This is a genomic window from Halomicrobium sp. HArcht1-1 (assembly GCF_058933285.1).
Genome location: NZ_JBZYDL010000001.1, coordinates 1,002,832 through 1,027,815, shown reverse-complemented (window position 1 = coordinate 1,027,815; position 24,984 = coordinate 1,002,832). Strand labels below are relative to the sequence as shown.

The 24,984-nt window shown below is 66.9% G+C and carries 23 protein-coding genes; 9 read left to right on the top strand and 14 right to left on the bottom strand.

The features are described from left to right. Positions 1-14 precede the first annotated feature (14 nt). From AC5FRZ_RS05535 to AC5FRZ_RS05525, 3 genes are all read right to left on the bottom strand, one after another. On the bottom strand, positions 15-1,109 hold the full coding sequence (locus tag AC5FRZ_RS05535) for a radical SAM protein (RefSeq protein WP_493564106.1): 1,095 nt from the start codon (positions 1,107-1,109) through the stop codon (positions 15-17). Next, positions 1,106-1,402, bottom strand: coding sequence for a CGCGG family putative rSAM-modified RiPP protein (locus tag AC5FRZ_RS05530; protein WP_206039146.1), 297 nt, complete (start codon positions 1,400-1,402; stop codon positions 1,106-1,108). Before AC5FRZ_RS05530 ends, AC5FRZ_RS05535 begins: the two co-directional genes overlap by 4 nt. A gap of 78 nt (positions 1,403-1,480) precedes the next feature. After that, positions 1,481-1,897 carry an SRPBCC family protein gene (locus AC5FRZ_RS05525; protein ID WP_208628653.1) on the bottom strand — a complete coding sequence of 139 codons (417 nt, stop codon included), beginning with the start codon at positions 1,895-1,897 and terminating at the stop codon, positions 1,481-1,483. A gap of 147 nt (positions 1,898-2,044) precedes the next feature. Between AC5FRZ_RS05525 and AC5FRZ_RS05520 the strand changes: the two genes are divergently transcribed. Then, on the top strand, positions 2,045-2,674 hold the full coding sequence (locus tag AC5FRZ_RS05520) for a helix-turn-helix domain-containing protein (RefSeq protein ID WP_170093735.1): 630 nt from the start codon (positions 2,045-2,047) through the stop codon (positions 2,672-2,674). Positions 2,675-2,694: 20 nt separating this feature from the next. On the opposite strand, the gene AC5FRZ_RS05515 is transcribed toward AC5FRZ_RS05520, so the two are convergent. After that, on the bottom strand, positions 2,695-5,055 hold the full coding sequence (locus tag AC5FRZ_RS05515) for a DEAD/DEAH box helicase (protein WP_493564105.1): 2,361 nt from the start codon (positions 5,053-5,055) through the stop codon (positions 2,695-2,697). Positions 5,056-5,105: 50 nt separating this feature from the next. Beyond that, positions 5,106-6,920 (bottom strand): formate/nitrite transporter family protein, encoded by a 1,815-nt coding sequence (locus AC5FRZ_RS05510; protein ID WP_170093733.1) that lies wholly within the window; start codon positions 6,918-6,920, stop codon positions 5,106-5,108. 87 nt (positions 6,921-7,007) lie between these two features. On the opposite strand from AC5FRZ_RS05510, the gene AC5FRZ_RS05505 reads away from it, so the two are divergent. After that, on the top strand, positions 7,008-7,709 hold the full coding sequence (locus AC5FRZ_RS05505) for a 5-formyltetrahydrofolate cyclo-ligase (RefSeq protein WP_493565076.1): 702 nt from the start codon (positions 7,008-7,010) through the stop codon (positions 7,707-7,709). Between the two features lie 5 nt (positions 7,710-7,714). Here AC5FRZ_RS05505 and AC5FRZ_RS05500 read toward each other — a convergent pair whose 3' ends face one another. After that, positions 7,715-8,128, bottom strand: coding sequence for a universal stress protein (locus AC5FRZ_RS05500; RefSeq protein ID WP_170093732.1), 414 nt, complete (start codon positions 8,126-8,128; stop codon positions 7,715-7,717). A gap of 144 nt (positions 8,129-8,272) precedes the next feature. Between AC5FRZ_RS05500 and AC5FRZ_RS05495 the strand changes: the two genes are divergently transcribed. Further along, complete coding sequence (locus tag AC5FRZ_RS05495; protein WP_493564104.1) at positions 8,273-10,171, top strand: sensor histidine kinase; 1,899 nt, start codon at positions 8,273-8,275, stop codon at positions 10,169-10,171. A gap of 12 nt (positions 10,172-10,183) precedes the next feature. Here the strand turns inward: AC5FRZ_RS05495 and AC5FRZ_RS05490 are convergent, their stop codons facing one another. The 3 genes from AC5FRZ_RS05490 to AC5FRZ_RS05480 all read right to left on the bottom strand — a co-directional run bounded on the left by AC5FRZ_RS05490 (position 10,184) and on the right by AC5FRZ_RS05480 (position 16,038). Further along, entirely contained in the window at positions 10,184-11,605 is a 1,422-nt protein-coding gene (locus AC5FRZ_RS05490; protein WP_493564103.1) for a dihydrolipoyl dehydrogenase family protein, read from the bottom strand. 68 nt (positions 11,606-11,673) lie between these two features. Next, entirely contained in the window at positions 11,674-14,208 is a 2,535-nt protein-coding gene (locus AC5FRZ_RS05485; RefSeq protein WP_493564102.1) for an efflux RND transporter permease subunit, read from the bottom strand. Positions 14,209-14,211: 3 nt separating this feature from the next. Beyond that, positions 14,212-16,038: a COG1361 S-layer family protein gene (locus AC5FRZ_RS05480; RefSeq protein WP_493564101.1), complete on the bottom strand. Its 1,827-nt coding sequence runs from the start codon at positions 16,036-16,038 to the stop codon at positions 14,212-14,214. A gap of 322 nt (positions 16,039-16,360) precedes the next feature. Between AC5FRZ_RS05480 and AC5FRZ_RS05475 the strand changes: the two genes are divergently transcribed. Both AC5FRZ_RS05475 and AC5FRZ_RS05470 read left to right on the top strand, forming a co-directional pair. After that, the gene (locus AC5FRZ_RS05475; protein ID WP_170093727.1) at positions 16,361-16,990 is read left to right on the top strand and encodes a TetR/AcrR family transcriptional regulator; all 630 of its coding nucleotides are present in this window, start codon (positions 16,361-16,363) and stop codon (positions 16,988-16,990) included. 52 nt (positions 16,991-17,042) lie between these two features. Continuing rightward, complete coding sequence (locus AC5FRZ_RS05470; protein WP_493564100.1) at positions 17,043-17,750, top strand: hypothetical protein; 708 nt, start codon at positions 17,043-17,045, stop codon at positions 17,748-17,750. Here the strand turns inward: AC5FRZ_RS05470 and AC5FRZ_RS05465 are convergent. Further along, positions 17,738-18,319: a response regulator gene (locus AC5FRZ_RS05465; protein ID WP_170093725.1), complete on the bottom strand. Its 582-nt coding sequence runs from the start codon at positions 18,317-18,319 to the stop codon at positions 17,738-17,740. The two genes, AC5FRZ_RS05470 and AC5FRZ_RS05465, sit on opposite strands and share 13 nt — an antisense overlap. 172 nt (positions 18,320-18,491) lie before the next feature. On the opposite strand from AC5FRZ_RS05465, the gene AC5FRZ_RS05460 reads away from it, so the two are divergent. Further along, the gene (locus tag AC5FRZ_RS05460) at positions 18,492-18,776 is read left to right on the top strand and encodes a DUF8006 family protein (protein ID WP_372479412.1); all 285 of its coding nucleotides are present in this window, start codon (positions 18,492-18,494) and stop codon (positions 18,774-18,776) included. On the opposite strand, the gene AC5FRZ_RS05455 is transcribed toward AC5FRZ_RS05460, so the two are convergent. Beyond that, the gene (locus AC5FRZ_RS05455; RefSeq protein ID WP_170093724.1) at positions 18,773-19,636 is read right to left on the bottom strand and encodes an NAD(+)/NADH kinase; all 864 of its coding nucleotides are present in this window, start codon (positions 19,634-19,636) and stop codon (positions 18,773-18,775) included. The genes AC5FRZ_RS05460 and AC5FRZ_RS05455 overlap by 4 nt on opposite strands. A gap of 134 nt (positions 19,637-19,770) precedes the next feature. On the opposite strand from AC5FRZ_RS05455, the gene AC5FRZ_RS05450 reads away from it, so the two are divergent. Next, positions 19,771-20,775 carry a KaiC domain-containing protein gene (locus tag AC5FRZ_RS05450; RefSeq protein ID WP_170093723.1) on the top strand — a complete coding sequence of 335 codons (1,005 nt, stop codon included), beginning with the start codon at positions 19,771-19,773 and terminating at the stop codon, positions 20,773-20,775. 392 nt (positions 20,776-21,167) lie between these two features. On the opposite strand, the gene AC5FRZ_RS05445 is transcribed toward AC5FRZ_RS05450, so the two are convergent. Further along, positions 21,168-21,467 (bottom strand): VOC family protein, encoded by a 300-nt coding sequence (locus AC5FRZ_RS05445; RefSeq protein ID WP_493564099.1) that lies wholly within the window; start codon positions 21,465-21,467, stop codon positions 21,168-21,170. 190 nt (positions 21,468-21,657) lie between these two features. Between AC5FRZ_RS05445 and AC5FRZ_RS05440 the strand changes: the two genes are divergently transcribed. Continuing rightward, positions 21,658-22,104 carry a universal stress protein gene (locus AC5FRZ_RS05440; protein ID WP_493564098.1) on the top strand — a complete coding sequence of 149 codons (447 nt, stop codon included), beginning with the start codon at positions 21,658-21,660 and terminating at the stop codon, positions 22,102-22,104. Between the two features lie 31 nt (positions 22,105-22,135). Here AC5FRZ_RS05440 and AC5FRZ_RS05435 read toward each other — a convergent pair whose 3' ends face one another. Continuing rightward, positions 22,136-22,564, bottom strand: a complete 429-nt coding sequence (locus AC5FRZ_RS05435; protein WP_170093721.1) for a universal stress protein — start codon at positions 22,562-22,564, stop codon at positions 22,136-22,138. A gap of 97 nt (positions 22,565-22,661) precedes the next feature. Continuing rightward, positions 22,662-24,476: an ATP-binding protein gene (locus tag AC5FRZ_RS05430; RefSeq protein WP_493564097.1), complete on the bottom strand. Its 1,815-nt coding sequence runs from the start codon at positions 24,474-24,476 to the stop codon at positions 22,662-22,664. A gap of 96 nt (positions 24,477-24,572) precedes the next feature. Here AC5FRZ_RS05430 and AC5FRZ_RS05425 point away from each other — a divergent pair, with 96 nt between their 5' ends. Beyond that, positions 24,573-24,920, top strand: coding sequence for a DUF7113 family protein (locus AC5FRZ_RS05425; protein ID WP_493564096.1), 348 nt, complete (start codon positions 24,573-24,575; stop codon positions 24,918-24,920). Positions 24,921-24,984 lie beyond the last annotated feature (64 nt).

Here is a 24,984-nt window from a genome sequence, read left to right as displayed (position 1 = left end):
GGAAACGCGTGTTCTCAGTCTGTGGGAACACGCTCCTCGTGGGTCGCGGGCAGCGGGCCGTCGTACTCGTCGGGCACGAACGAGCACAGCGGATCGCTGCCCATCGGGTCGCCGGTCGCCGCATACGCCCGGGATCGGCTCCCGCCACAGACCCCGCGGTAGGGGCAGGCACCGCACTTTCCTTCCAGGGCACTGTCGTCCCGGAGGCGCTGAAACAGCGCCGAGTTCCGATACAGGTCGACGACGCTCTCCGAGCGGACGTTGCCGGCCGACTCCGGGAGGAACCCCGAGGGATACATCTCGCCAGTGTGACTGACGAAGGCAAAGCCCTGGCCCGCGCGGATGCCGGTGCGACGCTGGAGCCCGTCGTTCTCTCCCGAGTCGCCGTCGCGCTCTCGATCGATAGTCACCCGCCGATAGTGGGGTGCTTCCGTCGTTTTGAGGCCGAACGGCTCCGCTTCGGAGACCTCGTGGAGCCACTCCATCACCCGCTCGGCCCGGTCGGGGCTGATCTGGGTCAGCACCCGGCCCCGACCGACCGGGACGAGGAAGAACACCGACCACATGACCGCACCGAGGTCGGCCACGAGTTCCCGGATCGCCGGCAGCTGGTCGACCGTCTCGGCACACACCGTCGTGTTGATCTGCAAGGGGAGCCCGGTCTCGCGGGCGGCCTCGGCGGCCGCGAGCGTCGCCTCGAAGCTCCCGGACTCGCCGCGGAAGGCGTCGTGGGAGTCGGCGTCGCCCCCGTCCAGAGAGAGGGCCATCCGGCGGAGCCCGGCGTCCTGCAGGGATTCGATGCGCTCCGGAGTCAGCGACTCGGTGCCGCTGGGGGTCAGTGTCATCCCCAGTCCCTGCTGGGTACCGTACGCGACGAGTTCGGTCACGTCGTCGCGCACGAGCGGGTCGCCCCCCGAGAGCACGACCAGCTGGCCGTCGCCGAAGTCGGCGGCCTGATCGAGCAACCGCTTGCCCTCGGCGGTCGTGAGCTCGTCGGGGTGGCGCTCGGGCTGGGCGTCCGCTCGGCAGTGCTTGCAGGTCAGACCACAGGCCTGGGTCAGCTCCCAGATCAGCACCAGCGGCCGTTCCTCGACGTCGACGCCCCTCATTGCACCTGGACGCGGACCACGTGGCCGCCACAGCCACACTGTTCGACGTAGTCGTAGGTCACGTCCTCGCGCGCTTCGAGGGCGTCGTAGAGGTACGTCTCCGGGTGGCCGTGCTCGCCGTGCGTGACGAGGTTGACGTGGTTGCCCGAGGCGGTGTGTTCGATCGCGTCGATCGCCTGGGCCACGACGAGGTCGCGGTCGTCGCCGTGTTCTGGCTGTTCGAGGTTCACCGACCAGGAGTTCTCGTGGACGTGGTCGGTCACGGGCTCGACGTCGTCGTGTGAGACGCTCATGTGAACAGCTTGGAGCGCCACGACCGACTGTCCCGTCCCGAACATGTGAGGGGAACTTTCCAGGGGGCGAGAACCGGACTACGAGAGTTCCGCTTCGAGCCAGTCGAACTGCGCGTTCAACTCGGAACTGCGCTGGCGCTTGACGACGGTCGCGTCCAGCACCTGGCCGACGATCGGCAGGTCGACGGCCTCGAACGTCGTCGTCGCCGAGATCGTCGTGCCGTCGTCGGTCTCTTCGAGGTGGTAGGCCGTGTGCATGTCCTCGAAGATCCCCTCTTCCTGTTCGTAGGCGAGCACGGCGTCGTCGTCCGCGACGATGCCGGCGATGAGTTCGACGTCGAACAGCCCCACGCGGTTCTGGATCCGGATGGTCTCGCCCTCCACGCGGACGGCGTCGAACCCGGCGGCGCTCATGAACGACTCCGTCTCTTCGACCAGCGGGAGGACCGCCTCGGGTGCGGCTGGCAGGTCCCGTGTCACCGTGACTTCTTCCATGGGTGCTGGCGCGTCGCCCGTCCGCTTAAGCCTTCTGCGGTCGCTGTGCGACAGCGCGGCGCTCTCCCCAAGAGTTTTGCACGCCACGGCCGTTGCCGAATATGTTCGGGACAGGAGCCGTCGCCCCGGACGAACATATTCGCACACATGCCACGAGCCGAACTGACGCTGACGATTCCAGAGGAGGTGTGGATCGGTTCACTCTCGCGGTCGTATCCGGACGCGGAGTTTCGCATCCTGGCGGCGGTCCCCGGCGAGGAGTCGGGCGTCGGGCTCACGGAGATCACCGCCGACGAGCTGGTCGCCATCCTGGGCGAGATGGACGAGACCGAGGCCGTCACCAGCCTGGAGATCCTCCAGCGCTGGGAGGACACGGCGCTGGTCCAGTTCGAGACCAGCGACCCGCTCCTGTTGTTCCCGGTCCAGGGCTCCGGAATCCCCCTGGAGATGCCGTTCAGGCTCAGCGACGGCGAGGCCCGCTGGGAGATCACCGCGCCACAGGAGCGACTGTCCGCGCTGGGCCAGCAACTCGAAGAGTTCGGCATTCCGTTCCACGTCGAGCGGGTCAGCCAGCACGTCGAGACCGAGCAGTTGCTCACGGGGAGCCAACTGGAGTTGATCCAGGCCGCCGTCGAGAACGGCTACTACGACACGCCGCGGGACTGCTCGCTGACCGAACTCGCCTCGGAGGTCGGCATCGCCAAGTCGACCTGCAGCGAGACGCTCCACCGCGCCGAGGAGAAGATCGTCAAGGAGTTCGTCGAGGAACTGGGCTGATCTCTCTGAACTGAACGCGGTCACTCCGTCAGCCCGTCCAGCAGGTACGTCGCCAGCCCCTTGTCCAGCGGGTCGTTGGCGTTGCCACAGTGGGGCGACTGCACGCAGGCCGGGCAGCCGTCGGCACAGTCACAGGACCGCAGCATCGAGAGCGTCGTCGCCAGCAGCCCCTCGATGTCGTCGTAGGCGCTCCGGACGATGCCGACGCCGCCGGGGTGGCCGTCGTACACGAAGATCGTCGGCTCGTCGGTGTGGGGATGGAGCGGCGTCGAGAGCCCGCCGACGTCACGGCGATCACAGAGGTACTCGAAGGGGAGCATCGAGATCGTGGCGTGTTCGGCGGCGTGGATGCCGCCGGGGAAGTCGCCGGGATCGTCGGGCGCTGGCGGACGGTCGCGGCCGCTGTCGGTCGCCGGGACCGCCTCGCCCAGCATCGCCCGCTCCAGATCCGTGGGGACGGTGACGTACAGCGCCTTGGTCCTGAGAGTGGTCTCGGGGAGATCGAGGCTGCGCCGGCCGATCACCTCGCCGTTCTGGCCGTCGCGGCGCTCGTAGCCGGTGATCTGCTTGCGCACGGTCACGTCCGCGAAGCGCACGGGCACGTCGGGCCTGGCGTCGAGCGTGTCCGCCCGCAGGTCGGCCTCGACGGTGATCTCTTTGTCGTGGCGCACCCGCGTGAAGTAGTCCGCCCACGTCCGGTCGAGTTCGGCGATACCGTGATCGAGGTCGAGGTCGGTCACCTCGTAGGTCGTCCCCTGGTGGTGGTAGATCGCGCCGGGGTGTGCGTCTCGCAGCGCGTCGCCGAGGGGCAGCGTCGCGATCGTGTCCGCCCCGTGGCGTAGCTGGATCGACTGGTCGTCGACGGTCCGGAGATTCGTCTCGTGCTGTGGGCTGCCCTCGCCGCTGTACACCCAGCGGGTCCCCGCCTCGGTCGTCCGGCGCGTGAGGCGGCCGTCCCGCTCCAGGTCGGCCACCAGCGCGGGGAACGTCTCGCCGAAGTACCGGTCGTCGTCGGGTTTCAGCCACGTCTCTCGGGCGGCCGAACAGGCGTGTGCAGGCATGAGCTGTTCGTTCTCCGGGTTCGTCACCGCCCGCTCGGGCGGGTGCTCAAACAGCGTGTCCGGGTTGTCGACGACGTACTGGTCGAGCTGGTCCTCCCCGCCGACCAGCACGACGAGGGCGGGATCGCGCCCCCGTCCGGCCCGCCCCGCCTGCTGGAAGGTCTGCATCCGGGTGCCGGGGTAGCCATCGAGCACGACGGCGTCGAGACCGCCCACGTCGACGCCGAGTTCCAGCGCGTTCGTGCTCCAGACGCCACGCAGCGCGCCGGACTTGAGCTCTCGCTCCAGCCGACGGCGACGGTCGTCGGTCAGTGCGGCCTGGTACGCACCGACGGCGTCCGCGAGGTCGTGGGCTCCCCGGTCGCGCAGTGCCTCGGCGCTGTCCGCCGCGTAGCGCTCTGCGGTCTGGCGCGAGCCGGTGAACACCACCGTCTGGAGGCCCCGCTGGACCAGATCGACGAACAGCCGTTTGGTCTCGACGTGACTGGACTTCCGGCGGCCACTCCCCCAGCCGTCGCCGCTGTACTCGGGCGGGTTCCACACCAGCCAGTGGCGGGGACCGCTGGCGCTGGCGTCGTCGTCGACGAGTCGGTACGAGGACGGGGCGGTGCCAGTCACCGTGGCCGCGTGCTCGACGGGGTTGCCGATCGTCGCCGAGCAACAGAGCCACTTCGGATCGGCGTCGAACCGCTCTGCGACGCGCTGGAGGCGTCGGAACACGAGCGCGACGTGGCTGCCGAACACCCCCCGGTAGCTGTGGACCTCGTCGACCACGACGGTGTCGAGCCGCTGGAAGAACCACTTCCAGAGGCGGTGTGCGTGGGGCAAGATGCCGTAGTGGAGCATGTCCGGCGTCGTCAGGAGGACGGTGGGCTGGCGCTCGCGGATCTGCTCTTTCTCGGTCTGGGACTGGCGGCCGGTGTACTGGGCGACCGACACGCCGGAGGCAAAGCCCAGTCGCTCCGCCAGCGCCGAGAGCGTCTCCGTCTGGTCGTTGATCAGCGCGACCTGCGGGGCGACGTAGAGTGTCGTCCGGCGATCTTCGAGGGCGCGCTCGAAGGCCGGGACCGTGTAGGCGAGACTCTTGCCGCTTGCCGTCGCGGTCGAAAGCACCACGTTGTCGCCGTCACGGACAGCCTCGACGGCCTCGGCCTGGTGGGCGTAGAGCTGTTCGATGCCGTCCTCGGCCAGCGCGTCGGCCAGCCGGTCGTGTACGTCGAGGTCGGCGACGGTCGCGTCTCCTCCCGGCACCGTCCGCTGGTCGACGATCTGCCCCTCGTAGAAGGGTCGTTCGCGGAGCCACGCGATAGTCTCGTCCACGACCGCTCAGTGGGTCGCCGTCGTCTTCGGGCTGTCGTTTCCCGCGCCGATCAGTTCCCGAACAGCCGCTGGAGCAGCCCGCGCTCGGTCGCTCGCTCGGCGAGCAACACCGAGCAGTCCACGTCCGACAGCACGTCGAGGTGCAGCGAGTCGCTCCCGATCCGCGAGAGGAGCCCGTCTCTGGTCGCCCCGATGATGATGAGGCCGTGTTCCGGCGCGGCCCGCGCGATGGCACCCTCGACGTCGCCGCTGTCGTCGACGATGCGGGCTGCCGATTCGAGGTCGTTGTTCTTGGCCCACTGGGCGAGGAAGTCCTCGTTTTCCGTTCGCTGGCCCGGCCCGTCTGCGACCCGCAGCAGCGAGATCGCCGAGCCGACGGTCTGGCGGAGCGCACTGGCGACCTCGCCGCTCAGCACGGAGTGTTCGTTGCCGGCGACCGGGATCAGGATCTCCTCGGGATCGAACCCGCGGTCGGCCAGCACCAGGAAGTCCGCCGGAAGCGAACTCGTCAGTTCGTCGAGCGGGCGTTCGGCCCGGCCGGCCTTCCAGAGCGCGTCCTCGTCCCAGCCCATCACGACCGTGTCCGCGCCCTTCCGGTCTGCGAGCTGGAACACCTCCTCGATGGAGCGATGCGAGACGATCGTCGAGGTCTCTGAGTCGACTTCGTAGCTCGACGCGATCTCGCGGACGCGCTCCATCTGTGCGTCGGATTCGGCGACGATCTGGTCGGTCTGGTCGCCGCCGTACCCGCCCGCCAGCCGGTCTGGCAGGCGGACGATGTGGACGAACTCCACGTAGGCCGCCTCCTTGCCGGCGGCGTACGAACACGCGAGCTCGGCGAGGGTCCCCTCGGTCCGCGGGTTCGAGATCGGGACCAAGATCCGCTCGGAGCCAGCGCCGTGTCCGGCCGCTCGCTCGCTCGTGTCGATCAGGGGCACGTACGACCGGCCGACGAGACCGCCGAAGATCCACTCCCGCCAGGAGAGCTGTCGGTTGGCACCGTCGAAGCGAGCCGACTCCAGCCGTTCCTCTGTCGTCTGGAAGTAGTTGACGACGGTGACCAGCAGGATGCCACCGACGGTGTTGCCGAGCAACACGGGGAGCACGAACTCGACCATCCCGACGACGATCCCGAGGTCCCCGACCAACACCAGATACACCATCTCGGTGAAGGAGACCACGACGTGGTAGAGCCCGCCCAGCGGGATCGCGAGGAACGCCAGGTAGACGACGGCGATCCGCGAGATCGTGTCCCGAGAGGCGTACTCGACCCAGACGACCCCGGCGACGATCAGGCCGGCGAACGCGGCTTTCACGAACAGTTCGCCCTGGCTCGCCTTGATGCCTTTTTCGGCGATCGAGAACGCCGCGGCCGTCCCGTCGGCCGACAGCACGCCGCCCCAGGCCAGCGCCATCGCGCCGATCGCGCCGCCGGTGAAGTTGCCGGCGAGCACGACGACCCAGTTGCGCAGGAGCGCCGGAACGCTGGCGATGCGTTCCAGCGTCAGCGCGACTGGCGGCAGCGTGTTCTCCGTGTACAGCTGGTAGCCGCCGATGATGATGTAGATGAACCCCAGCGGGTACAGGAGCTTGCTCAGGATCGGATCGCCGCCGGTCGAGGCCGTCAGCGACACCAGCATCAGGAACGTGATCGTGATCGCGAACCCGGCCGCGAGACCGCTGAAGTACAGCTCGCGACTGCCCGACGTGATCTCCTCGTCGGCCGCGGCGACGATGCGCTGGAACACCTCGTCGGTCGAGAAGCGGTCGCGAACGACCCGCCCCACTGCCGGAGCCCCACTGCGAGACCGTTCGACGGCCTCTCTCACGCTCTCCTCGGGATCTGGTGGATCCTGCTCGTCCATCGTCGTGCTTCTCTGCCGGCCCGGAGGAAAGGGTTTGGTTTCCGGCGTGACGCCAGTGCTTTTGTGCGAGGGACCGTCGCCCTCGACATGGACAAGCAGACGCTCCGCCAGCGCGTGTGGGACGACCTCGAAGAGAGCGGCGACGCTCGGTTTCCGTTCCCGCCCCACGGTCGCATCCCGAACTTCGCCGACGCGGACGCCGCGGCCGACCGGCTGGCCGAGACGGCGGTCTGGGACGCCGCCGACGCCGTAAAGGCCAACCCCGACGCCCCGCAGCTCCCGGTCCGGCGGGCGGCGATGCGGGCCGGCAAGACCGTCTACATGGCCGTTCCGCGCTTGCGCGACGAGGAGTGCTTTCTCCGCCTCGATCCGGCGGCAGTCGACGACATCGACGACGCCACGACCGTCAGCGGCTCCAGCGAGGCGGGCGTGCAGGTCGGCCCCGACCAGATGCCCGAAATCGATCTGATCGTCTCCGGGAGCGTCGCCGTCAGCGAACGCGGCGCGCGGATCGGCAAGGGCGAGGGGTACAGCGACCTCGAATACGCCCTCCTCCGCGAACTCGATCTGGTCGACGACGAGACGCCCGTGGCGACGACGGTCCACGAGCGCCAGCTCCGAGACCACGACCTCGTCGACGAACACGACGTGGCGATGGACCTGGTGGTGACGCCCGAACGGACCATCGAGACGGCGACGCTGTACGACCGCCCGGACGGCGTCGACTGGGCGGCCCTCGACGAGGACCGCATCGAGGAGATGCCGGTGCTCGAAGCCCGCCGTCCCTGACCGCGCTACACCAGCAACACGGGCCGTTCACACGCCTTGACGACCTGTGTCGTCACGGTGCCGAGCGTGCGGTCGTGGTCCCGGCCCTGATAGCCCATGACGACGAGGTCGGCCTCGATCTCGTCGGCGTAGCTCCGGATCTCCCGGCTCGGTTCGCCGTGACAGTTGTGTAGTTGGGTGCTGATGCCGCGGTCGCGAGCGCGCTGGGCCAGGCGCTTCAACAGCGCGGTGCCGTCGTCCTCGCGCTGGCCGACGACGAGTTCGGTCGTCGACAGCGCCGGTTCGCCGATGGTCCCGGTGTCGACGACGTGCAACAGGGCGAGCGAGCTGTCTGCCCGGTCGGCCAGCGCCACTGCACTGTCGAACGCTCGGTCGGCGTGGTCGCTCCCGTCGGTCGGAACGAGGATCGTCTCGTACATACGCCGTGATACGGCAACACTAGCCAAGATGGTTGTTACCAACCCAGTTCCCGATAGCCACACCGTACGTGCCGGGAACGCAGCCAGAACGGAGCAGCTATTCGCGGACACCACACATATGCCGCTGGCTCGTCAATCCCGTGTATGGATCGGGCGAACAGTGTCGATCGAACGCGAGCGCCGCGAAAGGACACCGTCGACGTCCTCTACGTCGATCCCGACACGGACTCGACGGTTCGAGAGTGGTTCGGCGACAGCGGACCGTTTCGCGTTACACACGTCGCCGACGTGGCGACGGCACTCGCCCACGTGACGGACGGATCGACAGACTGTGTCGTCAGCGAACAGGACCTCCCCGACGGGAGTGGGCTGTCGCTGTTGCGATCGATACGGCGTCGGGCCCCGTCGCTCCCGTTCGTGCTGTTCACCGACGACGGCAGCGAGACGGTCGCCAGCGAGGCGATCGACGCCGACGTGACCGGCTATCTCCGGCGGACGCCACTCGAAGAGCAACTCCCCGCGCTCGTCACGACCGTCACCGAGGCGGTGAGCCGCCCACACGAACAGTCGGCGATCCTCGATCGCATGACCGACGCGTTCTTCGCGCTGGACGTTGAGTGGCGGTTCACCTACCTCAACGAACGGGCGCGAGAGATCGTGTGTGACGCCGCCGACGTGGATCGGTCGATCGACGACCTCGTCGGGACCCGGCTCTGGGATCTGTTGCCGGGTGCCGTCGACACGGAGTTCTACGACCAGTACACCGAAGCGATGGACGAGCAGCGGGTGGCGACCTTCGAGGCCGAGTACGAGCCGCTCGGGACGTGGTTCGAGGTGCGAGCCTACCCCTCGCTCGACGGACTTTCGGTGTACTTCCAGGACGTGACGGATCGAAAGCACCGGATCGAGCGACTCCAGGAGCGCGAGCGCATCCTCAAGGAGATGTACCGCGTCGTCTCCGAGAAGACGCTCAGCTTCGAGGAGCAAGTCGATCGGCTGCTCTCGATCGGTCAGTCGGTGCTCGGCACCGACTACGGGGCGCTCTCCTCCAGAGCGGGCGACGAGTACGTCTTCGAGGTCGTCCGCGATCCGACCGGCGACACCCAGCCCGGCGACCGGGTCTCGCTCGACGAGACCAACTGCGAACGGGCGATCGTCACCGAAGAGACGCTCGTCCTCGAAGACATCGCGCGGGACGCGCCGGAACTGGCCGAACGCGCCGGATACACCGACGATGGCATCGCCTGCTATCTCGGCACGCCCGTCGTGGTCGAGGGCGAGGTGTACGGTACGTTCTGCTTCTACGACCGAGAGCCACGGGCCGAGCCGTTCTCGGACTGGGAGATCGCTCTCGTCGAACTGCTGGGCAACTGGGTGAGCTACGAGCAGGAGCGCCGCCGCCACCAGAACGAGATCGCTCGCGAGCGCAACCGGCTCGAAGAGTTCGCAAGCGTCGTCAGCCACGACCTGCGCAACCCGCTCAGCGTCGCACTCGGGCGAATCGACGTCGCGCGCGAAACCGGGGCCGAGGAGCACTTCGACGCGATCGAGCGGTCGCTCCAGCGGATGGACACGCTGATCGAGGACATCCTGTCGGTGGCACGCGACGGCAGGACCGTCGCGGAACCGACGGCCGTCGATGTCGGGACCGTCGCCGAGGACGCCTGGGCGGTCGTCGAAAGCGACGAGGCGACACTGCGAGTCGACGTGGACGACCGCTTTCTCGGCGACGCCACGCGCCTCCAGCAGCTCCTGGAGAACCTCTTTCGAAACGCGGTCCAGCACGCCGGTCGAGAAGTCGTCATCACCGTCGGGCCCCTCGACGAGGGGACCGGCTTCTACGTCGCCGACGACGGCCCCGGCATCCCCGAGGACGAGCGCGACGACGTCTTCCAGTCTGCCTACACGACCACCGAGGAGGGCACCGGTTTCGGCCTCAAGATCGTCTCCGAGATCGCCGAGGCCCACGGGGGGTCCGTCACCGTCACCGACAGCGACGACGGCGGTGCGCGCTTCGAGATCCGCGACCTGACGGTCGCCTAACGTCGCAGTCTCTCACTGTTCGACGGCGTCGGCGGCGTCACGGAACAGCCCGTCGAGGTTCTCGGGCAGGGTCGGGTGGTAGGAGCGATCGGGCAGTTCGCGAACGTCGAGTCCCATCTCGACGACGATCTGCATCGTCTTCGCGAAGCTGTCGGCGTGATAGTGCAGTCCCTGCCAGCCGAGCACGGTGCCGTCGGTGCGGTCGACGACGAGCTTCGCGAGCCCCTCCGGGACGTACTTGGACTTGAAGACGCCGTCGTCGCTCGCCTGCCGGGTCGCGACGGCGATGTCGTGACCTGCCTCGCTGGCGGTCTGCTCGCTGTGACCGACGCGGGCGAACGGATAGACGCCGAGCCCGGAGAAGATCACGTGGTGGTGGACGTTCTCGTAGGGCTGGGGCGTGTTCCCGGCTTCCTGTCGGCGGATGTTCTCTGCGGCGGTAAAGCCCTGCTCCTTGGCGACGTGGAGGATCGGCTCCTTGCCGTTGACGTCGCCGACGGCGTACACGTGGTCGTGGGCTGTCGTCTGCATCGTCTCGCGGACCCACTCGCCCTCGACGGCGATCTCCGTGTTGTCCAGTCCGAGCCCCTCGACGGTCGGGCGGCGGCCGGTGAAGCAAAACAGCTGGTCGGCCTCGTAGGTCTCCCGAGTGGGACCGTCGGCCCCGTCGTCCTCGAACTCGACGGTGAGCCGGACGCCGCCGTCGTCGGTCGCTTCGAGACGCCGCTCGTGGCAGTTGGTCGGAATCTCCAGGTCCCAGTGGTCCCGGTACAGCTCCAGGGCGGCGTCGCCGAACTCGGGGTCGGCCTCGTCGATCGGTCGGTCGTCGTGCTCGACGACGGTCAGCTCCATCCCGCCGGCCTCGGCGAGGTACGGGACCATCTCCATGCCGATGTAGCCAAAGCCCATCACGATCCCGGAGTCGGGGAAGTCGGTGGCGTCCAGCACGTCGGCGCTGGTCATGAAATCGACCTCGTCGATCCCCGGAACGTCGGGGACGTTGACGCTGGAGCCGGTGGCGACGACCACGTAGTCGGCGTCGAACTCCTCGCCGCCCGCGCGGACGGTGTGGGGATCGACGAACCGGGCGGTGTCGTGGACGAAGCGCACGTCGTCGCGCTCGGCCAACTCCTCGATGCCGGCGCGGCGGTGGCCCGCCCACCCGAGGGTGTGGTCGTCCTTGCGCTCGACGGTCCGTTCGAGGTCCACTTCGGGCACGTCGCCGACCAGTCGGTCGTCGTGACGTGCCTGGAAGCGGTGGGCACCCGCCGAGAGGACTTCCTTCGAGGGCATACAGCCCCGCAGGATACAGAGTCCGCCGCCGGGCTCGCCGTCGTCGATCAGCGTCAGTTCGATACCCTGTTCCTCTGCCAGCTCGCCAGCGACGGCGGCTCCGGCGCTGCCGTAGGCTCCGATGATGACGACGTGGGTCATACCGTCACTAAACGGACGCCCACCCAAAAGCGTTCAGTAACGTGGCGCTCACCGGGGTCGCCGTCGGGCTACTCGTCGGGTTCGCCGCCGACGGTCGGGGCCTGCGTGGTCGGCTTCTGTTTCGGCCCGATCCCGAACAGCGACAGGAGGCGGCGGTCCTCGTTGATCAGCGCGTCCCACAGCACCAACGCCGGTGGGAGGACGAGCAGCGACGCCAGGAAGGCGAAGGTGATCGACAGCCCGGTCAGGACGCCGAACTGGCCCAGCGCGGGGAACAGTGCGAGCGCGAGCACGCCGATCCCCGAGACGGTGGTGAGCATGCTGCCCAGCAGCGCCCCACCGGTGCCACGGACCGTCCGGTCGAGTGCCGTCCGGAGGTCGTGCTCCGCGCGCTCGTCGGCGAAGCGGTGGGTCACGTGGACCGAGTAGTCGACGCCCAGCCCGATCGTGATCGCCAGGATCGTCGCAGTGATCGCGTTGAACGGGATGGCGAGGAACCGCATCGACGCGGCCACCATCGTCACCGTCACCGCGACTGGGAGGACGTTGACGATCCCCAGCGTGGCGTACCCTTCGAACACCCGGTAGATGATCATCAGGAAGATCGCCGAGCCGATCAGCGCGACGGCGAGGCTGGTGATCGCGGATTCGAGGATGAGGTCCGAGACGGCCTTGAACACGACGGTGTTGCCGGTCGCAGTCGCGGTCATGCGGAAGCGATCGGCGACCGTTCGGGTGTCCTCGGTGATCTCGCTCTGTTCGGCGTCGGCCTCGACCGTGTAGACGACGCGGGCGCTCCGCCGCTCCTCGGTCAAGTAGTTCTCGGCGCGGTCGCCGGCCGGCGAGGCGAACAGTTCGTCGTAGATCAGTTCGAGGTTCTGGTCCGGAACGCCGTTGTCGTTCTGGTCGTTGCGATCGACGAGCCGGCGGAACTCGGGATCTTGCTGGGCGTAGCTCTGGATGACGGTGACGATCGAGGTCGACTCCGCGCGGCCGTCGCTCTCGGCGAAGGAGCTGGGTGGGTCGTCTCCGGCCCGATAGATCTCTTCGAGCGCCGTGTCCCGTTGCATCGGCCCTTCGACGTACACTGTCGTCTCACTCGATTGCGTGGTCGCGAACTTGTCTTCGAGGTAGTTCAGCTGTGCGGAGACGGTGTACTCGCCCGGCGCGAACGGTTCCGGTAGCTCTTCGAGGAACGCCGGGGTGTCCTCTGGCGGGAGGAAGTCCTCCTGGCTGAACGTCGTGTCGATGTCCTGAGCGTAGACGCCAGCGCCGGCACTGCCGACGAGCAGGACGACGAGGACGAGCGCCGGTGCGGCGTCGCCGATCGTCACCCCGACGCGCAGTACCGAGCCAAGCGCCGAATCCTCGGAGCCAAGCGGCGTCTCGCTCAGCGTCGGGATCGGGTAGCGCTCGCGGAGCCGGTCGATCTCGACTTTCGCGGCCGGGAGGAAGATCCCGAAGATGAGGAACGTAAAGACGATCCCGACCCCGGCGACGACGCCGAACTCGCGGATGGGCTGGAGCGCGCTCGTGAAGTTCGCCAGGAAGCCGATGACCGTCGTGCCGGTGACGATGAAGAACGCCACCAGCAGCTGATCGGTCGTGGTCCGCATCGACTCGTCGACGCCCCTGTCGAGGACCAACTCCTCGCGATAGCGGTTGATGGCGTGGATCCCGAAGTCGATCCCGACCGCGAGCAACAGCGGCGGCACCGCGATCAGCAACTGGCTGAAGGGGATGTTGGCTATGCCGGTGAACCCGAACGTCCAGACGATCGCCAGCAACAGGGCGAACAGGCCCAGCGCGAGGTCGACCGGATCGCGGTAGGCGATCGAGAGGAACAGGAAGATGAAGATGACGGCGGCTGGGACGACGATCAGCAGGGAGTCGGTGATGACGCTCCCGAACTCGTCGGCGACGATCCCGCTACCGAAGACGGTGATCGAACCGCCCGCGGCGGAGTCGACCTGGAACTCCGCCTGCTTCTGGATCGCCGTCAGGGGGCTGGAGCCACCCTGTCCCGACCCCGACGAGAGTCCGGCGGGCACCTCGTGGCTGATGACGCCGATCGACGCCGAGGCGCTGGCGTCCCCGCGGTTGAAGTCCTGGCTGACGATCGAGCGGAACTGCGGGCTCGATTCGTCGGCCCGGCGCACCGCACGGTCGATCTCGGACGCGGGGGCGCGCTCGATCGCGTCGATCTGCTGGTCGAGAGTCGTCGCCGACGGATCGAGCGTCTGTGCGACGATCGCGGCGGCACTGCTCGTCGACGTGACTCGCATGTCCGGGTGGTCCTGCACCCGCTTCTGGGCTTCGAGCATCCGCAGCATGGCGGGCTTCGAGAGGACGTTGTTCTCCTTTTGAATGAGCTGCGTACTCCCGGTGTCGGTCTCGAAGGTCGGGGAGAACTCCCGGTTGATGTCTTCGAGGGCCTGTTCCTCTTCGAGGCCGGTGGCGAACTGCGAGGTCCCGGCGGACGTGGAGATGTTGCTGAGCCCGGCCCCGAAGACGAGGGTCAGGACCAGGAACGCCAGGATGACGCGCCTGGAGTCGTAGATGATCTTGTCGTCGATCCAATCGATGTAGCGTTGGTACTCCATGTGCTATCGGAACCGAACGTAGCCGCCCACGGCAGCGACGATCAGGACGACCGCGACACCGATCAACACGAGCGGTGAACCGCCGCCGCCGGATTCTTCGACTTCGACCGGGATGTTGTACGTGTCCGAGGTGACCGTGTCACCGTCGGCCTCGTCGTACTGGAAGTCCATCGAGACGGGATAGGGCTTCGAGAGCGCACTGCCGCCCGCGCTGATCGAGAAGGTGAGCTCCCGGGACTCGCCCGGTGAGAGTTCGTCCACGAACGCCTCGTCGTCGTTGGCGGAGATCGGCGAGTCCGCGAAGATCTTGGCATTGATGTCGCTGAGCGTCTGGTTCTTTGCGTTCGTGATCTCGACGACGATCTCCGTTCCGTCGCCGGCGGAGACGTTTGCACTCCGGATGGCCACGTCGAACTCGTCGCGCTCGGGCGCGACCTCGGCACGGACGTTCATCGAGTCGCCGGTGCGCTGCTCGTCGTCGTCGTTGTTGTAGCGCGTCTGGAGCGTGAACTGTCGGGGGCCGCTGCGGGCGCTGTCACTGATGTCCACGTCGAAGTCGAACGACGCGGACTCGCCCGCGCCGAGGTTCCCGATCGAGTACTCCGTTTCGATCGGATCGACGTTGCGCTGCTCGCTGGCCCACACCACGACGACGTCTTCGGCGGTCCGGGGGCCGGTGTTGGTCAACTCGGCAGACAGCGTCCCGTCGTCACCGACTTCCAGGTCCGCGTCGACGTTGTCGACGGCGAAGGTCTGCTCGGCGACCGGCCGCAGCGACAGCGACACGTCCTGTCGATGGGTAGCGGAGTCGTCCGGTCGATCGTACTCGACCGTCGCGTCGACCGTGTAGTTGCGCCGCTCGGCACCGTCACCGGCCCGAGCGTCGAACGTGAGGGTCCGTTCTTCGCCCGATTCCCACTCGTCGACGTACTGGCTGGCGCTGTTCGACTGGCCGAACGTGATGTCGGCGTTCTTCGAGGTCACCTGAACCGAGGCGTCCGTGAGCGTCTCCGACCCGTCGTTGCGAAGCGTGACGGTGTAGTCACCGCTGTCGCCGACGGGGACGCTGCTGTCGATCGAGCTGACGGTAAACTCCTGTTCTGGCTCCGGCGTCACTTCGACGGTGACCGGCTGGGTCGTGCGTGACTCGCCGTTCCCGAGTTCGTAATCCGCCGTCAGCGTGAACGGGTACGGCTCGGACTCGGCGGTTCGGGCGGCGCTCAGGCGGTAGGTGAAGGTTCGTTCCTCGTCTGGCTCCCACTGTTCGACGTATCGTTCCGCGCTCGCGGACTGACCGAGCGTCAGGTCGGCGCTGGGCGAGGCCAGCGTGAGGGTCGTGTCTCGGGCCGCCACCGAACCGTTGTTCTCGACGGTGAGTTCGACGGTGCCGGTCCCGTCGACTCGCGTCGTCGTGTCCACGTCAGTGACGTCGAGCTGGGCCGACTCCTCGATTTTCACCTGCACGTCGTAGGTCCGGGTCTCGGACTCGCGGTCTCGCGAGCCCGACGCCTCCGAGACGTAGCTGTAGTAGTCGTACTCGACGGTGACCTGCACGTCGTAGGTGCCGGGCTCGGCGTCGTCCGGAACGGAGACCGCGAAGGGAAGCGGCTCGCGCGTCGATCCTTCGGGGAGCGACCCGACGGCCTGCTCGTCTGTCTTGACCGTCAGCGGCGCGTTCCCTTTGTCGACACTGACGGTCGTTCCACGAGCGGTCGTCACCTCGCCGTTGAGCGCAGGGTTTCGCGCCGACCCCGAGTCGAGGTCGCCGCTGTTGACGAGGACGACGTCGAGCGTCGACTCCTCGCCGGGTGCGAGGGTGTCGTCGGCCACGTGAACGCTGATATCGGGACTGCCGGTGACCGCTGCGGTGGCGAGTCCCGACGTGACGAGCAATACAACGACTGCTATCGGAAGAAGGGTGCGTCCGTTCATGAGTTTCTGGCCCTCCAGACCGTTCGAGATGCCGTGTCGCGGCGGGCCGGTGAGCGCCACAGAGCACAGAAGAGAGCGGGGCGGCCGGCCGACGCTCGCCGTCGAGCGCTCTCGAACGATCGTTCGGGCATTCGTGTCGAACGAACGTTCGGTAGCATATCAATCTATCGCTGTTACGCTCACCGAAACCCTTACCAAGCCGACCGAATATTCGTTCGGTATGGCTCCGGAGACGCCCTTTCCGGGCGACCCCGACGACTCGCGGGAGGCGATCATGCGTGCGACGTACTGTGCGCTCAAGCAGTACGGCTACGCCGGCCTCTCGATCCAGCGGATCGCCGACGAGGCAGATCTGAGCAAGTCGACGTTCTACCACCACTACGACGACAAACACGACCTGCTGACCTCGTTCGTCGACTTCATCCTCGAAGAGTTCACCCGCGTGTTCTCGCTGGAGGCCGGTGACGACCCCGAGACGAACCTCCGGACGTTCGTCCGTCTCATTCTCGATCCGACGACTGCCCAGAAAGTCTCCGAGGACTCACCCACGACGACAGTACTGGGGACCTACGTCGAGTTGCGCGCACAGGCCGTCCAGGACGAGACGATCCGCGAGAAGTTCACCGAGGTCGACCGCGGTTTCGAGCAGCAGATCGCCGATATCGTGGCGGAAGGCGTCGCCACCGGCGTCTTCAGAGACGTCGATCCCGAACAGACCGCGACGTTCGTCTCGACGCTCGTCGCCGGCCAGACGTTCCGACAGTCGACCAGAGACGACGATCCCTCGGAGGCAGTGCTGGCTGCCTTCGACGACTACGTACAGGAGTCGCTGCTCCGGACCGACGCCTGACCGCATCGCCGATGAGACACTGTTTTACCGTCTGCCGAGTAGTGACGAAACGATGACGGGGGTAGGTGTACGCGGTCAGCGTCTGGTGGTGAGCGCCGTCGCACTCGTCTGTGTCGGCCTCGCGGCCACCGGTGTGGTCACAGAGGACATCGCCGTCGCGACACTGCTGGTCGCCGCCGGGACACGGCGGCTCCGTGGCGTCGGCGGACTCCTCGTCGGCATCGTCGTCGGCGCTCTCTCCGGGGCGGCGATCGGCTACGTCGCGGTCGCGTTCCTGGGCGTCCCGCTCGCGATGTCTGGCGCGGTGGGCCTGGGTACCGCACTCGGGGGCGGCATCGGCGTCGTGACCAACTACGCCGCGACGGGCGACGGAGAGCCAGTCGACGAGACGATGACCGTCGAACGGGAACCGCGACGGCCCACTCCGACGCCCGCAGACCTGTTCGACGACCATCCCGATCCGGTCCTCTACGTCGTCAACGACGGGCACGGGCCGGTCGTCCGCGCCGCCAATGGGGCCTACGTCGAGACGTTCGACGTGCCGGCCGACGCCGTCGCCGACGCACCGCTGGCCGAGGCAGTACTGGCCGGCGGGGACACCGACGAGATCGTCGCGGCGGTCGCCGACGGCACGGGACTGGATACGATCGTGACCTGCGAGGCGGCCGACGGCGCGCGACCGTTCAGAGTCCGGACGGTCGGGAGCGGCGACGACGGCTATCTCGTGTACACGCCCCGCGCGAGCGATCAGCCCGGATGACGGCCGATCTCTTTGAACGCCCGCTCGATGTCGTCGAACTCGCCGAGCGTGTCGTCCATCTCGTCTTTCAGCGCTTCGATGCGCTCTCGTAGCTGAGCCACGTCTTCGTTGCCGTCGAGCGTCTGTGCCGTCTTCTCGGCTTCGAGCAGCGCGAGCTTCGAGGTCGCTTCGAGGTACTGGGTCAGCTGGTCGTCGTACCGTCGCGCCGTGAGCTGCTGTTCGATCGCGGCGACGAGATCGTCTTTCTCGATCGGCTTACAGAGGTAGTCGTCGAAGGCCATGTCGATGATCTCGAAGTCCGGATCGACCGCCGTGATCATGATCACTCGGCAGTCGACGCCGCGTTCTCTGATGGTCTGGAGCACCTCGTCACCAGAGACTCCCGGCATCCGCCGGTCGAGCAACACCACGTCGATGCCGTCACCATCCCCAATGGCGTCCAGTGCCGCCTCGCCGCCGTAAGCCGTCTCGGTGTCGAACTCGTCACGCAACCGCAGCGCGTACACGTCGGCGACTTCTTTCTCGTCGTCGACGACGAGGACGGTGGCATCCTCAGTTGACTCTGACACTAGGTTCAACGTTGGTAGCCGCGTGCATATATTTGTTTGTCGTCCGCCCTCGCTCGATTCTGGCCTTCTCTGCTTGAAAAAATCCCAGACGGCCGTCGTGGGGCCGCCTCGTCCGGTGGCTCTCGCGGAACGGAAGTTTAAAGATTACCTCACGGCGAAAATCCGAACAAGGATGTTCACGCCACTGCAAGTCGTCGACAGCCTCCTGTTGAACTACAACCTCGGTGACGTGTTGCTGCTGGTGACTGTGCTCGGTGCGGTGGGGATCTTTCTGCAGCGGTCGAACAAAGCGCTCGGGCTTCACCTGCTCTCGTTTGGCCTGCTGTTCCTGATCCTGCCCGGTGGCATGTTCGAACCGGCCGCCGGCAGCCTGCTCGGGACGGTCGCGATGTACAAGTTCGTCGGACTGGGACTGCTCGTCGTCGCGCCCGTGATCTACGCCGTCGGCCGCCGTTAGGCCAACTTCCCGAGCGCGGCGAAGAAGTCGCGCTGTGGCCCGGCGATGTTGACCGACTCGCTCGCGCGAGCGACAGTCACCTGTGACGGTGGCGCGACGGCCTCTCTCACTCGGCCGTCGCTGACGACGACGCTCTCGGCACCGCTCTCGATACGCACTGTGATCTCGCTGCTGTCGTCGACGACCAGCGGTGGCATCGCTTCCTCGCCCGCCATCTCGGTGACGACGAGTCCGTCGACGGCGGGATGGACCAGCGGCCCGTCCTCGCTCAGGTTGTACGCCGTCGAGCCGGTCGGCGTCGCGACGAGCACGCCGTCCGCGCGACCGCTCGTGTACAGTGCCCCGTCCACGCGAACCTCGAACCCCGCACCGCCGCCGTGACCGCGCTGTGGTCCCTGTATCACGATCTCGTTGAGGGCCGGCGGAAGCGTCCAGTCCTCACCGGTGGCCCGAAGCCGGGGCACCGTTCGAGTCCGCGCGCTCCCGGTCTCGCGGATTCGGCGGACCTCCTCGACGACGGTCTCGACCGCCTCGTCGGGGGCGACCGCGTTCAGAAAGCCGACCTCACCGAGGTTGACGCCCAGGATCGGCGTCGATCCGGCCCCCCGTGCGGCAAACAGGAAGGTGCCGTCGCCGCCGATGCTGACCACCAGATCACAGCCGTCCATCTCGTCGACGCCACGGCCCGTCGGCGTCGCCGTCTGCCCGTCCGGCCAGCGGCTCTCGTCGGCCGACAGGGCCGCCGCCGTCGTCTCGTCGAAGACGACGGTCGTCTCTCCGTCGTGCAGTCGTTCGAACAGCCGCGTCGCGAGCGCAGTCGCCCGTCGGTTCGATCGCTGGGCGACGATCCCGACCTTCATCGTCCCGGGTTTTCGGCGGCGCGTACATAAACCCGTCCACACGCCAATGTTCGCAGGTGATAACGTCGGCGGTAAGGTTAATCCGTTCGGGTAAAAACGGGCGCGTATGACGGCCACCGGGGCTCGATCACGCCATGAGTGAAGACGACGACGACTGGTTCGAGAGCGCCGTCGACGAGTCCGACGACGACGGCGAGTCAGAGCCCGCCGACAGCGACAGCGCCTTCGAAGCAGACGCCGACAGCGACAGCCCTTTCGACGGGGACGACTCGCCGGACGAAGCCGCCGGGTCCAGTCCCTTCGACGGCGGTACCGACGGGGCAAGTCCCTTCGATGACGAGGACGACGGCTCGCTGTTCGACGACGACTTCGAGTCGGCGTTCGCCTCGGCCGGCGACCCGAGCGACGACTCCGAGGGGTTCGAGGACGAAGACTTCGAGTCCGAGATCCCGCGGATCGACCTCGGCATCGACGGCCTCGACCAGATGATCCAGGGTGGCATCCCCGAACGCCACCTCATCGTCACCATCGGCTCTGCCGGGACCGGGAAGACCACCTTCGGCCTCCAGTTTCTCCACCACGGCCTCGAACAGGGCGACAACGCCGTGTTCATCACGCTCGAACAGAGCCGCGAAGCCATCATCGCCACCGCCGAGGAACGGGGTTGGGAGTTCGAACACTACGAGGACACGGGCCAGCTGGCCATCGTCGACCTCGACCCGGTCGAGATGGCAAACAGCCTCGACAACATCCGCGGCGAACTCCCGGCGCTGATCGAGGAGTTCGACGCCGACCGGCTCGTACTCGACTCGGTGTCCTTGCTGGAGATGATGTACGACGACCAGGCCAAGCGCCGGACTGAAGTGTTCGACTTCACCCGCTCGCTGAAGAACGCCGGTGTCACGACGATGCTCACCTCCGAGGCCAGCGAGGACAACCCCTACGCCTCCCGACACGGCATCATCGAGTACCTGACCGACGCCGTCTTCGTCCTCCAGTACGTCCGCACGGAAACCCGCGAGACCCGCCTCGCCGTCGAAATCCAGAAGATCCGCAACGCCAACCACTCCCGGGAGACCAAACCCTACGAGATCACGATGGACGGCATCAGCGTCTACCAGCAGGCAAATATTTTCTAAGTACCTTTTTACTGCGGGGGGTTTCCTCGCGAGCCTGCGGCTCGCTGTGGGAACCCCCCTTGCAAAAATCTACGCTAAAAACACCCTCCGAGTCGCACCCGAGGGTGCGCTCGGAGCGAACCGCGGCCAGAGGCCGCGGACGTTCGGCCCAGCGCCGTCAGACGATTGTCCCGTTATCGCCTACTACGGCGTTGGCCATGCGTATCGGGCCAGTCCAGCCGGCGAACGGTCCGAGTTCAGAACTCACGCAATCGTCCCCGTCGAGAAAATTCGTTGTGAACGCTTTTCTGAACGTTCTCGGCTTTCGGCGTAGCCGTGACGCGTTTGCACGCTCGTAGCGGTCATCACGAAGGCGCACTGCATGACACACACACGCAACGACGACGTGACACTCATTCCGGCCCAACGATCTCCACTTTCATGCCGTCCGGATTCTCACAGTAGAGTGCGTAATACCCGCCAGCGTAGGGATGTTGCTCGTCGTATAGAACGGCACTATCGTCTCTTTGGCACACAGCGTCAGTCAGTTCGTCGACCTGCTCGCGAGAACGGGCGTGGAACGCGAGGTGATCGTAGCCCAACTCTCCGAGCAGCCAATCCCAAAATTTCATCGACTGTTCGAGATCGGCGCTACACAACTCGACGTGGTGGATCTGTCCAGCCTGTTCGGGATCGCCGTGATTGTAGCCCATACGTGATGGGTACGTCGACCTGACAAGAGCGTTCCCCCGTAACGAAGACGACACGCCCCGAGGCACACTCTCGCCCAGCGGCGTCGTGCTCGCTCTCGCTGGCACGGCGAGAGGAGTCGACGACTGCACCGCCGTCGTTCCCGCTACTACCTCGCCAAGAGTTAAGCGACCGCCGCGAGACCCGACGCACATGACGCTGCTCGTCCCCTTCGACGGATCGGATCTCGCACGGGCCGCCCTCGAACGTGCCGTGGAGTTCTCTGAGTACACCGGCCAAGACGTGCTCGCGCTCTCGGTGCTCCCCGACGACGCCGACTACGCGGTCGAGCGGGGCTGGATCGACGAGGGCGAGTCGTACGATCCGGCGGCCGTCGCCGACCGCTTCGAGCGGCAGGTGGCGGAGATCGCGCCCGCGGCCACGTTCCGCGCCGAGCGGCCCGCGGACGTGAGTTCGATGGCGGACGTGACCACCGACGTGGTCCGGACGATCCGGGAAGTGTCGCACGAGATCGAGGCCTCGATCGTGTTCATCGGCAGCGAGAACGCCGGGCGCGTGTCGACGCCGGTCTGTAGCGTCGGTGCGCCGATCTCGGAAGATCCGGAGTACGACGTACACATCGTGCGCCACGCGGCGTGAACGGTGGCCCACCGCACGCCGCGAGAACGTCCTACCGCGCGACGGTCACGGGCACGTCCGCCCGTCGGACGACCGTCTCGGCGACGCTGCCCAGGACGATCCGTGAGACGCCCGAGCGGCCGTGACTCCCCATGACGATCTGGTCGATGTCGTTGTCCCCGGCGTAGTCGACGATCGCCGTGGTCGGCCGCCCGACCTCGACGGCTCGTTCGACCTCGCGGTCGCCGATGGCGGCGTCGGCGATCAGATCGTCGAACAGGTCCTGTGCGGCGCTCTGTTGCTGTTCGTACCACTCCTCTGAGAAGGACGGCATCGAAGCCTGTGCGCTGTAGCCGGCTTCGGCCGGATTGATGACGTTCAACAGGACGATCGTCGCGTCTGGAAACTCTTCGACCGCGAACTCGAAGGCGGTGTCTGCCTGCTCGGACCCGTCGACTGGGACCAGAATTCGCTTGCCCATGTCCGGGACTGTCGTGGCACGGGATTATACTCTTCGACTGCTTCGCCGCGAGCTCCCCCGTGTGCCGACGCCCCCGCCCTTCAGGGCGGGGAGGATGTCAATCGCGCCCGTGTTTCGTCACGCAGGTCGCGAGTCCCTGAATCTCGACCGGCTCGGAGTTGTCCGGCGAGTAGACGACCATCTGGCCTTTCTCCATGTATGGGACCTTCGACTCCAGGTTCGCGGGGATGTTCACCGCCGAGATGGCGTCCTCGTCGCCCAGGTTCAGGACGACGGTGCTGTTGATCTGCTTGAAGACGGGATCGGCGATGTCCTGGGGGTCCTGCGTGATGAGGAACAGCCCCAGGCGCTCCTTGCGGCCCTGTTTTGCGGCCTCGGTGAACTTCCCGATGACCTTCCGGGCCTGGACGTTGTCGGCGTCGGTCAGGAAGTTGTGGGCCTCGTCCATCCCGAGGATGAGCGGCGTCTCCTTGATGCGGTCGTAGCGCGGGCTGTTCGACAGCTTCTCGTCGACGAGCATCGAGGCCAGCGCCAGCACGACCGTCGTCTTCGAGCGGGAGTCGTTGATGTGGTAGGTCGGGACCACGCTGATTCCGCCGGCCCGAACGAACTCCGAGACCATGTCGGTGATCGGCCGGGCGTCCTGATCGAAGACGCCGCCGAAGCCGTAGGCCCGGCGCTTGACCGCGTCGAAGGTCGCTTCGTGGACCCGGCCCGACTCGTCGAGTTCCTCCTTGAGCGCGGGGTCGTCGAGGAACGTCGTGAACTGGTCGTAGGTGCCGCCGTCGCCGTACTCCTGCTGGAAGCGATCGAGCAGGTAGTGCAGGGCGCTGTACTGGTTGTCGTTGAGCTGGCTGCCGGCGATCAGCCACGGGTTCGAGTAGACCATCGAGAACGGGATGGTGAACTCGACCTGCTCGGCGCGGTGGTGGCTGGCCGCGTAGCTGGCTCCTTCGACCGACGGCACGAACGCCGTCGTGTCCTCGTGGCCACCGCAGGCGATCCCCTCGCGCTCGCAGCGCCGCTGGAACGCCTCCGGGAGGTCGCCGTCGTCGTGCATCTGGGCGTACTCGTCCTGTGGGTCGAACATGACCAGACACGGCGAGACCGTCCGGTCGTCGCCCTCGATGGGGTACGAGCGGTCTTGGGCGAGGTACTGCCGGAGGATGTTCTTCGAGCCGTGGGTCTTGCCCGACCCCGTCCCACCGGCCACGAGCGTGTGCCGGAAGACCAGCGGATCGCCGGCTTCGTAGTCGTCTTTCAGCCGGTAGTCGATCGTCGGCGGCTCGGCGGCCGTCTGGACCTTCTCGCCGCCGACCGAGAGATGCCCGAGGAAGACGCCGTCTTCGGGGATCTTCAGCCCGGTCTTGATCTCGCTCTTGTCTGTGGCCTGGCGGACCACCGTCTCGGGCTTCGGGACGCGGTCGGTCATCCGCCGTTTCGTCTCGTCGTCGCTCCCCGACCCGCTGTCGCCGTACAGGACTGCCACCGGCTCCAGCGTCGCCATGAACTTGAAGTCCTGTTCGTCGATGCCGCCCGAGCGCATGGCCCGCCGTGCGTGGATCTCCGTCGCGTCGTCGGCGCGGAACTCCTGTGCGTACTCCAGGGCGGAGATCCGACAGAACAGCCGCTCGCCGTCCGGATAGGGGACGATCAGGTACTTGCCGATCCGCACGTCCGAGCGGTTGCCGACGGTGACGTACGCCCGCAGGCAGGTCTCGCGCTCGTCTTCGCAGATCGCCAGCCCCTCCGAGGCCGAGAGGACGCCGATCCCGCGGTCGCGGCCGCTGGGCTCGATGTCCATCTCCTCGAAGGCCTCGTCGTCGGCGTCGTCGGCCGTGGCTCCCTCCGTCGCCGTCGACGACTCGCTGTCGTCGGCGTCGAACTCCGTGAAATCCCCGAGATCAGACATACGGGACCAATGTCGCTCCCCCGACTAACCCCTTTCCCCCGACGGGCCGGCGCAGGGAGCGAAATATCGAAGAGAGTGGAGACACAAGTTTCGGCGATGCTTCTGGTACACGGTGCGGCGGGTGGAACGGCGCTGACGGGCACGATCTACGAGGACGGCGAGGACGCCCCGGCGTTCGCCGGCAGCCCGGACGACGACGCGCCGTACGTCTGGATCTGCGACGAGTTCTACGAAGTGGACAGCGGCGGCAGCACCCAGACGATCGGTGGCGAAGAGATCCAGATCGCGTTCGAGTCCCCGATGCCCCGCGGGTTTCAGGACCGCGAGCAGGCCCTCGAAGCGGCGAAAGATCACGCCCGAACCCAGTTCGTCAGGCTCGGTATCGACGCCGACGAGGTCGAGATCACGGTGACCCAGGAGTCCGACCCAGAGCACGCGGAGTGAGAGAAACGCTCCGGCTGTGTCACGGCGATTCTCGACGGGATCCATCACTGTCTTTGGCTGTCAG